General features: G+C 68.2%; 13 protein-coding genes. 1 reads left to right on the forward strand and 12 read right to left on the reverse strand.

Going from position 1 to position 12,706, the window contains the following annotated elements:
- The 11 genes from L0H79_RS15840 to L0H79_RS15890 all read right to left on the reverse strand — a co-directional run.
- A partial coding sequence (locus L0H79_RS15840) for a hypothetical protein (protein ID WP_301485601.1) occupies positions 1 to 337 on the reverse strand: 337 nt, incomplete at its 3' end.
- On the reverse strand, positions 334 to 3,006 hold the full coding sequence (locus L0H79_RS15845) for an ATP-binding protein (RefSeq protein WP_301485602.1): 2,673 nt from the start codon (positions 3,004 to 3,006) through the stop codon (positions 334 to 336). The genes L0H79_RS15845 and L0H79_RS15840, both read right to left, overlap by 4 nt.
- 9 nt (positions 3,007 to 3,015) lie before the next feature.
- On the reverse strand, positions 3,016 to 3,216 hold the full coding sequence (locus tag L0H79_RS15850; protein WP_301485603.1) for a hypothetical protein: 201 nt from the start codon (positions 3,214 to 3,216) through the stop codon (positions 3,016 to 3,018).
- Positions 3,213 to 3,848, reverse strand: a complete 636-nt coding sequence (locus L0H79_RS15855; RefSeq protein ID WP_301485604.1) for a hypothetical protein — start codon at positions 3,846 to 3,848, stop codon at positions 3,213 to 3,215. The genes L0H79_RS15850 and L0H79_RS15855 overlap by 4 nt, the downstream gene beginning before the upstream one ends.
- Positions 3,845 to 4,063, reverse strand: coding sequence for a hypothetical protein (locus L0H79_RS15860; RefSeq protein ID WP_301485605.1), 219 nt, complete (start codon positions 4,061 to 4,063; stop codon positions 3,845 to 3,847). Before L0H79_RS15860 ends, L0H79_RS15855 begins: the two co-directional genes overlap by 4 nt.
- Positions 4,064 to 4,076: 13 nt before the next feature.
- Positions 4,077 to 5,087, reverse strand: a complete 1,011-nt coding sequence (locus tag L0H79_RS15865; RefSeq protein WP_301485606.1) for a conjugal transfer protein — start codon at positions 5,085 to 5,087, stop codon at positions 4,077 to 4,079.
- Positions 5,084 to 5,509, reverse strand: coding sequence for a single-stranded DNA-binding protein (locus L0H79_RS15870; RefSeq protein ID WP_301485607.1), 426 nt, complete (start codon positions 5,507 to 5,509; stop codon positions 5,084 to 5,086). The genes L0H79_RS15865 and L0H79_RS15870 overlap by 4 nt, the downstream gene beginning before the upstream one ends.
- Before the next feature lie 261 nt (positions 5,510 to 5,770).
- Complete coding sequence (locus L0H79_RS15875; protein ID WP_301485608.1) at positions 5,771 to 7,996, reverse strand: TraM recognition domain-containing protein; 2,226 nt, start codon at positions 7,994 to 7,996, stop codon at positions 5,771 to 5,773.
- Positions 7,993 to 8,796 carry a hypothetical protein gene (locus tag L0H79_RS15880; RefSeq protein WP_301485609.1) on the reverse strand — a complete coding sequence of 268 codons (804 nt, stop codon included), beginning with the start codon at positions 8,794 to 8,796 and terminating at the stop codon, positions 7,993 to 7,995. The genes L0H79_RS15875 and L0H79_RS15880 overlap by 4 nt, the downstream gene beginning before the upstream one ends.
- Before the next feature lie 576 nt (positions 8,797 to 9,372).
- Positions 9,373 to 10,332, reverse strand: coding sequence for a hypothetical protein (locus L0H79_RS15885; RefSeq protein WP_301485610.1), 960 nt, complete (start codon positions 10,330 to 10,332; stop codon positions 9,373 to 9,375).
- A 506-nt stretch (positions 10,333 to 10,838) separates the two neighbouring features.
- Positions 10,839 to 11,039 (reverse strand): hypothetical protein, encoded by a 201-nt coding sequence (locus L0H79_RS15890; protein WP_301485611.1) that lies wholly within the window; start codon positions 11,037 to 11,039, stop codon positions 10,839 to 10,841.
- A 242-nt stretch (positions 11,040 to 11,281) separates the two neighbouring features.
- Between L0H79_RS15890 and L0H79_RS15895 the strand changes: the two genes are divergently transcribed.
- The gene (locus tag L0H79_RS15895) at positions 11,282 to 12,202 is read left to right on the forward strand and encodes an HNH endonuclease (RefSeq protein WP_301485612.1); all 921 of its coding nucleotides are present in this window, start codon (positions 11,282 to 11,284) and stop codon (positions 12,200 to 12,202) included.
- Between the two features lie 31 nt (positions 12,203 to 12,233).
- Here L0H79_RS15895 and L0H79_RS15900 read toward each other — a convergent pair.
- A partial coding sequence (locus L0H79_RS15900) for a hypothetical protein (protein WP_301485613.1) occupies positions 12,234 to 12,706 on the reverse strand: 473 nt, incomplete at its 5' end.

The following is a 12,706-nucleotide window of genomic DNA, read 5'->3' on the forward strand; positions in this document are numbered from 1 at the left end:
TGAGAACGGTCTGAACGGCCGCGTCGGTGCCAGCGGCGGTCGGCCCCTGCGGGGTCGTGGTAGCCGGCTGGCTCGACGCGGGCGGCGGCCCGGGCGGGGCCGGGTCGGGCGCACGCACCTGGTCGAAGATGACCCACCCGATCAGGGCCAGGATCAGGACACCGACCACGATCAAACGTCGCCGGCGCTTGCGCGCTTTCTTCACTTCTGCCGGCGTGGGGGTCCTCTCTTCGGGTGCGTCGATTCCGGGGACGGCGCTACTGCCCGCGCTCGAGGTTGACGCCTCAGCGTCAAGGGGCACGTCGTGGTGTTCCTGGCCGGGGGTGGGGGTGCTCATCGTCGGGCCTCCGTCAGCTCGGTGTGCTCAGGCTGGGTGGGGCGCCGGGCGGCCGCGAGAGCGGCGGCCACGGCCCCGGTCGGGGTGGTGCGTTCATCCTCGCGGGTCTGGTCCTGCTCGGCTTGGTAGCGGGCGCTGGTGGCCTGGGCGCTGGTGTCGAGCATGTGTTGCACCTCGGTGGGCACCACCCACTGGAACGTGGCTACCTGGTCCCACGCGTCCCGGTAGATGCAGTGCCCTCGCCGGACCTGGTAGGCGTCGATGCCGTCGCCGGCGAGGTCATCGAGGGTGGGTTGGTCCAGCTCGTCGATGAGCTGGCGGGTGTTCTCTCCGAGCGGCAGCCCGAGCAGCCGCGCGAGGGCGTCTTGCTCGGATGGGGACTGTTGGGCGAACCCGAACACGGCCGAGGTTGCCTCGATGATGGCGGGCATCTCGGCCAGCCCGGTCGCGTCCTGGGTGTCGAGCATGAGGCTGATGCCGAATGCGGCGCCCATCCGGGCGACCTGGGTCAAGAAGGTGCGCCCGTCTTGGTTCGCGGTCAGTACGTGCACCTCGGGCACGGCGATGACCTTGGCCCGGTTGCGGAACTTGATCGAGGCGCCCACGAGGGTGCAGTATCCGAGGACGCCGCGTAGCGCGGCCACGGCCGCCCGCTGTGGCCCTGACCAGTGTTCGCTGGTGCCGTCGGTGTTCTGGGGCAGGTTGTCGCTCAGACCAGGAACGTGCAGCACGGTCAGGCCCGGTTCGGTGCTGAGCGTCTTGGTCCCTGGTCCGGGTTGGCCGGCGATGAGACGGCCCCACCCGGAGCTGGTGGCGGCCACGAGCGTGTCGGCCAGCTCCCGCACCGATGAGCCCTTCTTGCTCGCGGCCCCGGCCTCGACGATGTTTGCGACGACTTTCCAGGCCCACGGGTCGGGGTCGTTCAGCCCGACGCTGGTGGCTTGGCGGAGCAGGATCGGCTGGTGCTCGGCTGCGAGCCGGGCCGGGATGATCATCGAGAGCTGGGCCGCCGTGAACGTGATCGCGTCTTCACGTTGGGCGCAGTGGAAGGTGTCGAGCGCGCCGTCGTGCTGGGAATCGACAGTGATCAGGACGGCTGGCACCCCGAGCTGGCGCGCGACTTCGACGATGCCGATGGCGTCGCCCTTGACGTCGATGAGCACTTCCCACGGCTGCTCGGTGTGGCCGGGCCATAGTGCTACGTCCAGTAGCGCGACCATCATGGCCGTCGTCTTACCGCGCCGGGTCCGGCCCAGGAACGCCGAGATGGGTGCGTCGCCGTGACGCACCGCGTCGGTGGCCAGGAACCGGACGAGGCTTTGGGTGCTGCCGGTGGTGTACCCGCAGGCCGGCATCGCGGGGTTGCGGCTCCCGACCCGTGACCCGCCCCAGAACCACGACGCGGTGAACGCGTTCGAGTCGCGCCAGTGCCCGAGGTCATCGACGCGTACCTCGTCGCACAGCAGCGTCTCGAGCCAGCCTTCGCGCTGCTCGTCCTCCATGAGCGTGGCGGTCACGCCCATGTCGTCGTAGGCGGCGATGACGGCGGTCACCTTCGCGTCGAGCTCGGCGCGGGTGTCGGCGTGCACGACGACGCGGGGGTGGTCGTGCACGAGCAGGGTGTGCCCGCGGGCCAGGCGCAGCTTCAGCTCGCGGGTTTCTTCTTCCGCGAGCAGGATTTCGTCGTCCGGTTCTTGGGCGCTGTGCTTGGCCGCGGACTTGCGCTGCTCTTTGGCGCTGGTGTGCACGTCGTTGACGGTCTTGGTCGCTTCCCGGCTTCGCGGCACGGTGAACCGTACGGAGGTTTCTCCGAGCACCGGAACGGCCAGGCCGGTTCCTTCGCCGTCCGTGGGGTTGGTCGTGAGGTGGTTCAGTACCGCGATCCACTCCTGGCCGGGCGTCTCGATCGTCTCGGGGAAGTCGGTCAGGGCCAGTACCGCGGCGAACGCGGCCGGTTTCCCGTCCGCGCCGAGGATCTGGAGGTGGTCGAACATCGGCTGTACCCGGCCCGTGCTGAGACGGGCCAACGGGGCGCCGACGAGGCTGTCACCGGCCGGGATGGTCTGGTCGCGGTACTGCTCGCGGCTGATCATCCACGCCAGCAGCTCCGTTGACGCCAGCTTGGCGCGCAGCACCGTGGCGTGCAGCTGCTGACCGACCTGGTGCACCCGGGCGGTGTAGCGGGTCATCTCCGCGTCCGTAGGCCGGCCGGTGCTGACCCCGGCGGCAACGCCGGCGGTCGTAGCCGTGGTCGCGCTCCGGTTCTCCAGCTTGATCCCGAGCAGCATCCGCTTGGTGGGCATGGCGTCGTCGTCGATTTCGTCGGCGCGGTACTCCGCCCAGCGGCGCTGGCCGCGGCCGAGGTCGGTGTCCTCGTCGGTCAGAGGGATGCCGGTGAGGTATTCCTCGCCGTCGATCCGTGCCCAACCCGAGCGGAGGTGGCAGTCCATGCCTCGGAGCGTGCGCAGCGCGCCGCCGGCGCGGTCCTGCTCGATGTCGCGTAGCGCCTCCGGGAGCAGGTCGGAGTTGGTTTCGGTGATCTCGTACCACGCCCACGCGGTGGTCGCGGTCACGATCAGACCGGGTGCGATGCAGCGGTAGCGCGGCGGGGCCGCGCCGCGGTGGCCACTGAGGCCGACAACTTTTGCGAGCGTGCTCTTGATACCCATGCTGCTCCCCTAGTACCGATCCGTAGTGTCAACGACCGTGGCCGCCTGCTCTCGCGCGGCGTAGCTGAATCTGGGCTCGACGCGGCGGAGCACGTCGAGCATGCGAGCGGTCTTGCCAGCTCGTTGGCTGGTGCTGCTCGCGGCGAGCAGGGCGCCGAGCGTGTCACCGCGGGTGACGATGACCCGCGGAAACGACCTGTTGGCACTCATGGCTGCTCTCCTGGGGTGGTCACCGACACGTCGTCGCGGCGGTGCCTGCCGGGTCGCAAGGTGCGCCGGCGCCTGGCGCCGTCGAGCACGGCTTGCCACTGTGCGGCGGCGGTCTCGGTGCTGGTCAGCTGCACCGTGTGGGTGCGCCCGAGCGGTGCGCTGGTGCGTGCGGCCGGCGAGGGCCGCTCGTGGCGCCGTTCGGGCGCTGCTCGACGCGGGTTGATCAGGGCGATCGGGTCGTCGTGCCCGAAGCGGTGACCCCACCGCTCGACGAGGCCCATCCGTTCGGCCCGGGTCGCCTTCCGGCGCCCGAGCGCGATGACCGGCTCGCTCCCGCGGCGCAGCCACCGTGCGGTCAGAACCCACTCGGTGACCTTCCGGCGCCGGTGGGTGCGCCCGTCGCGCCACCCGTAGTACGCCAAGAACACTGGTGGGGCCAACCAGAAGAACATGGTCATCGGGTTGAACCCGCGGAAGATCACGTAGAGCAGACCCCACCAGATCGCGCAGCACAGTGCTCCCCACACGAGCATCCGCCGGGGTGCGCCGTCGCCGAGGTCGATCCCGAACAGCTCGTGCTGCTTGGTCTCGAATCCCATCGTGCGGGTGAGGGTTTGCCCTTCGCGGCTCATGTGAAGACCAGCTCCCAGATTTTCTTGAGGAAGTCCACGGACTGGGTGGGGAAGTACACGAACCCGGCCACGAGCACGGCCCCGGCGAGGGCGGCCACGAGGTCGCCCCACGCTTTGCGGGCCCAGTAGCCGAACGCGATGACGGCCAGGAACACCAGGAACGCGTTCCCGACGAAGAGCAGGATGCCGGTCTTGATGGCTTCACCTGTAGGCATGACGGGTGTCTCCTTAACGCTGGGTGCTGGCGGTCACGGTCAGTACCCGCCAGTCCGTGGTGCTCCCTGACCGGACGGCCGAGAGGGTGAGCTGGTAGGACTGTTGGATCGCTCCGCTGGGGGTGGTCCAGGTGACGACGGCGGCCGCGGTGCGGGTGTCGGCTCCGCCGGCGTTGACCTGCCAGGCATCCAGCGACTTCACGCCGAGGCCGCCGATGGGCGCGATCTGCGCGCCGGGGGCGCTGATCCCGTTCAGGGCGTCGGCGTTACCGGCGCCATACGCGGCGAACCACGCCGCGGCCCGGTTACGGGTCTGCGTGGTCAGCGGGCTGTCCTGGCTGGGCGTGGCCCCTGCCGCACGTTCAGCCGCGCCGGGGGCCGGCACGGCCACGAACGCCGCGGTGCCGACCACGACGGGGCGCCGCCCGTCCGTGCCGACCGGGACCGCGAGAGCGACCCACCGGGGTGGGGTCTTGCCCGTGACGACCCGGGCCAGCACGGTCACGATCGAACCGCGACCGTCCGGGTTGACCTCGACCGTGCTGGGCAGGATCGTCTCGACGCGCTGCTCGGTGGTGACGTTCAGGGCGGTGGTGGTCTCCACGTTGCTGCCGGCGTCTTGGGACAGCGCCGTGGCGCGGGCTTCGACCGCGGCCGTGTTACCCGCCAGCGGCAGGCTCAGGTAGGCCCCGGCCCAGCGCGCGGCCGTGGCCGAGGCGCCGCCTCGGTCGTAGCTCAGGCTCGCCGGGAGCACCACCGGCTGGGGCTTCGGGTAGGGCCGCAGCAGCGCCCGCATCCCGAGCACCATCAGCAGCACGAGCGCGGCCACGAGCGTCGTGCGCAGCGCCCTACGGCCCCACCTGTCCCTGCCGCGTTCGGTATGCAGCTCGATGACCCCGAGCCGGCCGGCAGTCTCGCGCCCCCGGGCTGCTCTCTGCCCTGTCGCTGGCGTTGCGGGATCGCTGCCCTTCTCGTCCGCAGGCGGTGGTTGGTTGCGCATCCACCGCCAGATGGCGGTGATCACGAGGCGGCCGCGTACGGGTCATCCGGGTTGAGCTGGATCGCGTCGGCGTCGGCGGCCGAATGCCCGGCCTCCGGTTCGCTCTCCTGCTCGTTCGCTTGCGTGCGCTGGCGCGGAACCACCAGTGCGGCGGCTTCGGCAGCGAAGTATTGCTGGCGCCGCTTCTCCCCGTCCTTCTCGTACTCGGATGCCTGCCAGTGGCCGACTACGGCGACCCGGGCACCCTTGGGCCAGGTCGCGGCGGCAGCTGCGTCGGCCCAGCTCTCGACCCGGAAGAACACGGCCGGCCGGTCGTGCCACTGCCCGGTCTTGTCGCGGTAGCCATCGTTCACGGCCACGGTGAACCGGGCCACCTGCCGACCGCCCGTGAGTGTGTTCACGATCGGTGCCTCGGTCAGGTTGCCGGTGATCCCGTTCCCCTGCATGTCGCTGTCCTCTCGATTGCGTTTCCCTGTTGGGCCATCGGGGCCGGACCTGGCCCCGTATACCCGAATTGTTCTCTGTTGCATGCATGCATGCAACTACCGACACCCGCTTTGATGCGCGGTGGCCCTGTGCGGGTAGCGAATGATGGAGTCCCCTGACTGACGTGTTGCCTCAACGATGAGTCATGCGCCGCCGACGAGCCAACTTCTTGACCAAGATTTTACGGTCCGCGATCTTGACGCCTCAGCGTCAAAAATGCGTTAGCCAGCCCAGCGCCCCTGATCGTCGTGATCCTCGTCGGCCCAGCCCCAGCTGCCGGCTGCCGAGCCGTCTGCTTCGGCTTGTCGTGGGGCCGGGTTGGTGGCTGCTGCTGGCTCGGTGTGGTCAGTATCTGTGGAGGGTGTGACTGGGGGAGTCGTGGCCTTCTTCGCCGGGCGGTGCTGTGCGGGCGTGCTGCTGGCCCGAGCTGCCGCCCCCGTCGTGTCGTCGGCCGGCGACTCAGTGGTGGTCGCGTCGTCGGGGGGTGCCGTCACAGCGTGGGTGCGCTCGGCGGCGCTCAGTACGCGGCTGGTGGATGCTCCCGGTACTTCCTCGACGCTGACGCGTTCGAGGCGGTTGCCGGTCTTGACCCACAGCACGAGCTGGCCCTTGGTCATGGTCTTCAGCTCGTTGGGGTGCACCCTGAAGCGGTCGGTCGGTCGGAGCGAGCCGGTGCCGGTGCTGCCGCCGGTGGTCCCGAGGGCGCTGGCGTCTTCGTAGACCTGCACGGTCTCAGACCACCCGCGTTGGGTGCCGATGGCCTTGGCCCGTTCTTCGGCGTCGATGCTCTCTTCCTGCTTGTGCAGCATCCACACGTCGCTGTTGCCCCACACGGAGGCGTCGAACTCGGGGCTGACGGCCTTGAATCCTCCGCTGGTCTGGGTCGACGACACGAGTGTGCCGCCCCCAGACCTGGCGCGCTCATACAATTTTTGCAACGCTTCGCCGCCGAGGCCGGTGAACTCGTCAATGACGAGGAACACGCGCCGGCCGGTGGCTTGCGCCCAGGACTCGTGCTGGAGCCGGTCGAAGATCGCGGCGAGGTCTTCAACCGCGAGGTTACCCACGACCTGCGCAGCGGCCGCGTTGCTGGCGGCTGAGAGCCCGAAGAGCACCACGTCGCCGGCGCGGACGGCGGCCTCCAGGTGCAGCGCGTCGGGGGAGGGGACGAGCACCCGGCCGGCGGCGGTTTCGGCCATCAGCGCGATCCTTGAGCGCATCCCGCCCATCGACTTGCCCAGGTCCTTGTCGCCGTCGATTTCGTCGAGCAGCCGCTTCGCGCGCTGCTTCGCCACGTCGCCGGCGGAGGTGGCCTGCACCTTCATCACGGCCGGGCGCATGATCGTGGCCAGGTCGGGCAGGCTCCGCTGCCACTTCCGGGACTCCTCGGGGTGCTTCCTGCCGCGGTTGGCCAGGTCGTCGAGCACGAGCATGGACGCGATCAGCCACCGCTCGCCCACGGTGCGGTGGTGCGGTTCGGAGAATCCGCCGTCTTTCGCGGCGGACATCATGGTCACTAGGCGTGAGGCGATCTCCTCGGGTGTCCCGTCGTGCAGCGCGTCGTAGAGGTCGCCCTCCTCGGTCACGCTCACGTGCCAGAACCGTCTCCCGGTCAGCTTGGCCCACGCCCGTAGCGCTTCGCGGACGGCGGGGTCGGCCTTCATGTCGAACATCACGACCGGCGCCCGGGCCGCGCGCCAGCTGACGATGAACGTGAAGAGCAACCGGAGCAACGTGGTGGTCTTGCCGCGCCCGGTCGGGCCGGTCACCACGATGTGGCTGAACAGCTCGGCGCCGCGGAGTGTCACCGGCTTACCGGCGGGGGAGAACCCGAGCCGCATCATCATGTCGGCCAACCGCGTGCCGGGCTTCGGCTCCGGCAACGGTTTGACGGTTGCCGTTCCGGGTTTGCGGGTGGCCTTGGTGTCCCATAGGTAGCGGGTGTCGTCGTCGTTGGTGCGCCAGTGGGCCTGGTGACGTGCAACCCGCGCGAGGATGACCGCCCCGATCGTGACCCCGGCCAGCAGCGCCAGCGGCAGCTGGTCACTCACCCACCCGGCCCACTTCTCGGCCGCGAGCCGCCCCAAGGCGGCGCCACTCTTAAGCCCGTTCGCCTCCACCACCGCCCGCGCTTCTACCCACGGGGTGATATACCGCGGGCCGGTCCAGCGGAGCGTGGCCACCGTCACGCCGAGCCCGGCTGCGGCCAGCCACCACCCGCGCACCCGCGCCATCACTGGGCCACGGGTCAGCAGCAGCACCACCAGGCCGGTCGCGATCGCGGCCACCGGGTTGGTCAGCACGAGCAGCCCACCCAGGCCCCGACCGATGGCCGTGCCGGGCGTCGTCTCCGGCTTCACGGTCCCCGGAGGACCGCCCCAGCGCAGCCGGGGCCGGGCGGTCTGACCGCCCGGTGTGGTGTTGGTGCTGCCCCTCGTGCCGCTCATTCCTCTACCCCTGTCCTCGTGCTTTGACCCTCAGGCGTCAACCAGTCCCAGCCGGAGACCGTGATCGGAACACCCACCGCACCGGCCGACTTGGCCCACCCGTTCACCTCGGCTGCGGCCTTCGTGATTCGCCGCCGCAGCGGAGGCGCAGCGTAGTAATGCGCCGCGACGATCCCCTCCGAGACGACGTAACTAGTCATCAACGCCACCATCCGCGGGTGGTCCTTGCTCGTCAGCTCGACCTCATGCGCGGTCGCCGCGCCCGACCCATCGGCTCGTACAGTGATGCTGATCAGGTCCGGAAACACCAACTTCCGGCCCGAGCCCTCGGCCGCCTTCACCGCCAGCAGCGGGGTGTCGGTGTTGGGGTCATCAGTGGCCCGAATCTCCCGCTCGGTCAGAAACTTCAACGACCTATCCCGCTGCCTCAGCCAGATGGCCAGGTCCACGACCGCCAGGTCATGGCTCAGCTGCCCCACCAGCGGATGCCGGACCGGCCCACTGATCCCGAACAGCGTCATCGCCGGCCCCCGCAGCGTGTGCACCGCCGGCGTCGTGGCCAGGATGCGGCGGGTCTCCACCAAGCCCAGCTCGCGCCACACCCGAGCCCGCCGCTCGACGACCTTGACGCCCGATGACAGCTCGGGCACGAACCACCGCGCGACCTGCTCGGCGGTCACCGCGCGCCAGCGCCCGATCCACCGCAGCCACTCCTGGTCACGCTCCGTCAGGACCCCGCCCCGCGTGCTCGCGGCGCCTTTAGGTCGTAGACCGGCACGGGCCGTGCTCACATCAGCCACCCACGCCACCAGCGCCTGAGACCGCCACTGGACCACTCGAACCAACCATCTGACTCACTCGCTTGAGACCCCGCTTCGACCACTCGACTCAACCATGCACCCGCTCGTCTGTAGCTCAACTTTGACCACCTAACCCCACCATCTCTGATACTCGCTTTTGCTTTTGCTTTTGTTTTTAATCTTTTATCTTTTAATCTTTTCTCACTCTTCTCTCACTCCATCCTCAACTGTTCTTCTCTCACTTCTGACCTCCTTCTCTCCACTCTGCTCACTTTCAACCAACACCACATCATTACAAGGGACGCAGTAGGGGTGTGGTGTTGGTTGAAAGTGAGGCGTTTACGCTGGTGAGAGGGAGGTCAGACCGTTCTGCCGTAGAACAGTTGAGGAACGCCCCCTGGAGTGTAGCGCGAGAAGAGTGGGCTCGGCCTGTCGAGCCGGTTTTGTCGTTGCCGCCCTGGCTGCGGCCAGGGCGTGCCGTACGAGCTGGCTGCCAGTCCGCACGCCGTCAGGCGCGCCTGTCGTCGCCGGCCCTCGCGTGCGCGTAAGGGACTCTCCTACGGAGTTGTAACTGGACTATGGGTCCGCTTTTCGAACGCCAACTAAGCCACCCGGCTCGTCGCCGGCGCCCGCCCCCGGCTCCGTGGCCCAGACGGCGGAGCCGCCGCCCCTTGCGGCGCCGTTCTTCCACCGTGAAGATCCGTCCCGCCCCGCGATCGCGGCTCGGCACCGAGCCACCGCGGCCGCCTTCGCCTCATCCGCCAGGGCCGCCTCGACCGGCTCGACGAGCTGCGCGTGCCGGGCCTGCTCGGCCGCCCTCGACGAGGCCCGTCGTTGGCTCGGGCTCGGCCCCGGCCGGCCCTCTTCGTCCCGCCAGGCCGCAAGCCGATACTTCACCCACGCCACGACATAGCGCGGCGCCGTGGTGAACGTCCACGCGCCACCGGCCTCTGGACGGGAGTCGAGCGCGGTCAGAACGTCGCGGCCTGTCCAACCCGCGACGAACCAGTCCCGCAGCACTGATGCCAGTGCCGGCGCGGAGCAGCCCCGGAGACTGACGGCTTCGACCTGGAGCCGGCCCGCGGCCGCGATCCGATCGGCCTTCGTCGACGTCGTCGACGAGAGCGACCACCCCTGGTCGGGACGCGCACGATGGCCTTCCGTGGCCCCGCCCTGGGCAGCACCGGGGGACTCGGCCGTAACGGGCTCTCGGGCCGGCAGAGCGAGCCCGTACTCGGCCCGCAGGTTCTCCATCCCGTCGCGGCCGATCACGATCGTGCCGGGCGCTGCTTCCCAGATCAGTGACCACGCGGCCAGTCGCGCGATCGCGCGCGTCACCGTCGCCTGGTCACACCCGGCGCGGCCGGTGGCCACCATCACCGCGGCCGCCAGCTGATCATGACCTGGCCCGCTCGTCTCCGTCCGCGGGTGCCACTTCGTCGCCAGCTCGTCGACAACCGCGCGCAGCGTCGCGCGCAGGTCTCGGCGCTCGGCTCGCTCGTCGACGAGCAGACGGGCGAATGACCGCCAGGCCACGGCGTCACGAGGCGCCTGGAGCCCTGTCGGCCGCGGCTCGTAGAGCCTGCTCGGTCGGCTCGTCGGGGCGGCAGATGCTGCGGCTGCTGTTCGGTGTCGGACAGCGTTCGTTGCGCTGTCAGCCAACGTCGCAAGCCCCGCGGTCACTTCGTGCTGCTGACGTAGTGCTGGCACACGACCGGCCACTCGTATGCGCCTGAGGTGATATTGCGCAGCAATTTGTCGGTCACGACCACCCACGCACCGCAGCTGCACCTGGTGATGTGATCGAGGGTCCACGCCTGCCGCGACCTCAGGTCACGGTGGGGCCGGGGAAGACACGCGCGCGCCTGATCTGGCTCCGGATAGCCGGTTGCGGTTACAGTGGACATAGCAAAGAGACCTCCTAGCAGTGGTGCATTTGCTCGGCCCGAGTTGACGCTCGGGCCACAAACTTCAAAGGTTCAGACGTTGGCTCTCGTTGGTAGCGGGGGCCTTCGTCATGTCAGGGGCTTTGCCCTGCTTGGTCATCCGGTCAGTGGCAGTTCCTCGCCCTGTGGTCGCTCGGGCGCTTCCTCCGGCATGCCGAGGCGCTCAGCTAGCGCGGTGGCGATGTAGGCGCTCACGGAAAGGTTGAGCCGGTCCGCGTCACGGCGGACGGCTTCAGCCACGCGCACTGACGTGCGGCAGCCGAGCAGCGCGCGGTCGCCCTTGCTCTTTCGTCCCATACGTCACATGCTGCCGCAGCGAGTGCCCGGCAACGCATAACTGTTAGGGCGTGTCGTCGAGAACTTCCCGCGTTCTAAATTGACGCCTCAGCGTCAAAGGGGCCCCGGCGAGCAGCCGCGAGACGGTGGCCTGGGAAGACGCGGAGGTGTCTGCCGATCGCGCGGAGGATCATGCCGGTGTCGCGCAGGTCGCGCATCTCATGGTGGGGTTCTGCGGTGTACCAAGTGGCTACCCTCACTCCATGGCGGACCAGACACTACGCTTCCAGATGGATCGACTCCTCTCCTACGATGACGGGTCCCTGCTCGACGAGCTCCGCCGAGTAGGGCTCCTACTGCCTGATGGTCCGATCACACGCACTGCTTTCGATGCTGAGTCACGAGTACATTCGACGACTTTGTTACGCCGCTTCGGTGGTTGGCAGCAGGCACTTGAACGCGCCGGTCTCGGGTGCCGCTACGGGGGACAACCAGTGTCAGCCAAGATGCGCGACCAGCGGGCACGCATTGCATCAGCCGACGACATGATCGAAGAGCTGCAGCGCGTGGCGGCGATAGTTGGACGCTCAGTAATTACTCGTGCGGAGTTCCTGCAGCACGCCGAGATCATCGGCGAGCGGGCAATCATCAACCGCTTCGGGTCATGGAAGGCGGCCCTGGAATCAGCAGGCCTTGAGCTCTCGGCCATGGGCCGACGCTGGAGTGACGAAGACTACTTCGAGAACCTGCTCGACGTATGGACCCACCGTGGACGTGCACCCTCATACGCTCAAATGAACGAGCCCCCGTCACGAATCACCAACGGTGCCTACGCTGCGAAGTTCGGCTCGTGGGGCAAGGCCAAGCTGGCGTTCGTGGAACGGGTCAACAATGACATCGAACTGGTCCAACGGGAAACAACACTGCCCCGCGTACCTTCCCTTACGCAACCCAAGCCCAGGCAGGAAGACCAGAGGCACATTCCCATTGGGCTGCGGTATCAAGTCTTGCGGCGAGACAGGTTCCGTTGTGTCACTTGCGGTCGGTCACCGGCGAGCGACCTCCACTGCGTGCTGCACGTCGACCACACCGTGCCCTTCTCCCGGGGAGGTAAGACGACCCTCGAGAATCTGCGCAGCCTCTGCGCGGAATGCAATGTGGGCAAGGGGGCTAAGGACCGATGAGATCTAGTCCCAGGTCAGTCCCACGCTTTCCTTAGCCGTAGGAGCGGTCTTGCCACTCGTGTAGCCACGCCCTGACGCCCCTACCACTCCACAACCACGTTGATCCGAGCAGGCCGGCGCCCGCCAAAAAGCTGAACAACAGCTGCAATTGTTCGGGTTCGCTGATCGCCATCTGAGCCATCTTCAGAGCGATTAATGTTGTTACCCACAACTGGATGGCGAATGCCGCGCGCTCTTTCTCCGTATTGGCTGGGGCCGGCACGAACGATGTTCCCGATATGACCTCGGGCAACGACACCTCGTTCGTCATAAACACGACCATCGCGTCAGCCAGGCATCGGGGCGCGACCCGGGGATATGCTCCGCTGTCTCTCAGCGCACCATTCACCAAGTCGGCGTAGTGCTTAATTGACAGGTTTTCTATGGCAGCTGACAGCGTTGCCATTCCACTCATCGAGGCCGTGAACGCTCGGTCGAGCCCAGCCGACTTGTAGACCTCGCTCA

The sequence above is a fragment of the Intrasporangium sp. genome, from assembly GCF_030452765.1.
Lineage (GTDB): Bacteria > Actinomycetota > Actinomycetes > Actinomycetales > Dermatophilaceae > Intrasporangium_A.

What these genes read in the sequence shown, in the direction of transcription:
- L0H79_RS15845 (WP_301485602.1), bottom strand. Translation starts at nt 3,006, where the DNA reads ATGGGTATCAAGAGCACGCTCGCAAAAGTTGTCGGCCTCAGTGGCCAC.
- L0H79_RS15850 (WP_301485603.1), bottom strand. Translation starts at nt 3,216, where the DNA reads ATGAGTGCCAACAGGTCGTTTCCGCGGGTCATCGTCACCCGCGGTGAC.
- L0H79_RS15855 (WP_301485604.1), bottom strand. Translation starts at nt 3,848, where the DNA reads ATGAGCCGCGAAGGGCAAACCCTCACCCGCACGATGGGATTCGAGACC.
- L0H79_RS15860 (WP_301485605.1), bottom strand. Translation starts at nt 4,063, where the DNA reads ATGCCTACAGGTGAAGCCATCAAGACCGGCATCCTGCTCTTCGTCGGG.
- L0H79_RS15870 (WP_301485607.1), bottom strand. Translation starts at nt 5,509, where the DNA reads ATGCAGGGGAACGGGATCACCGGCAACCTGACCGAGGCACCGATCGTG.
- L0H79_RS15875 (WP_301485608.1), bottom strand. Translation starts at nt 7,996, where the DNA reads ATGAGCGGCACGAGGGGCAGCACCAACACCACACCGGGCGGTCAGACC.
- L0H79_RS15890 (WP_301485611.1), bottom strand. Translation starts at nt 11,039, where the DNA reads ATGGGACGAAAGAGCAAGGGCGACCGCGCGCTGCTCGGCTGCCGCACG.
- L0H79_RS15895 (WP_301485612.1), top strand. Translation starts at nt 11,282, where the DNA reads ATGGCGGACCAGACACTACGCTTCCAGATGGATCGACTCCTCTCCTAC.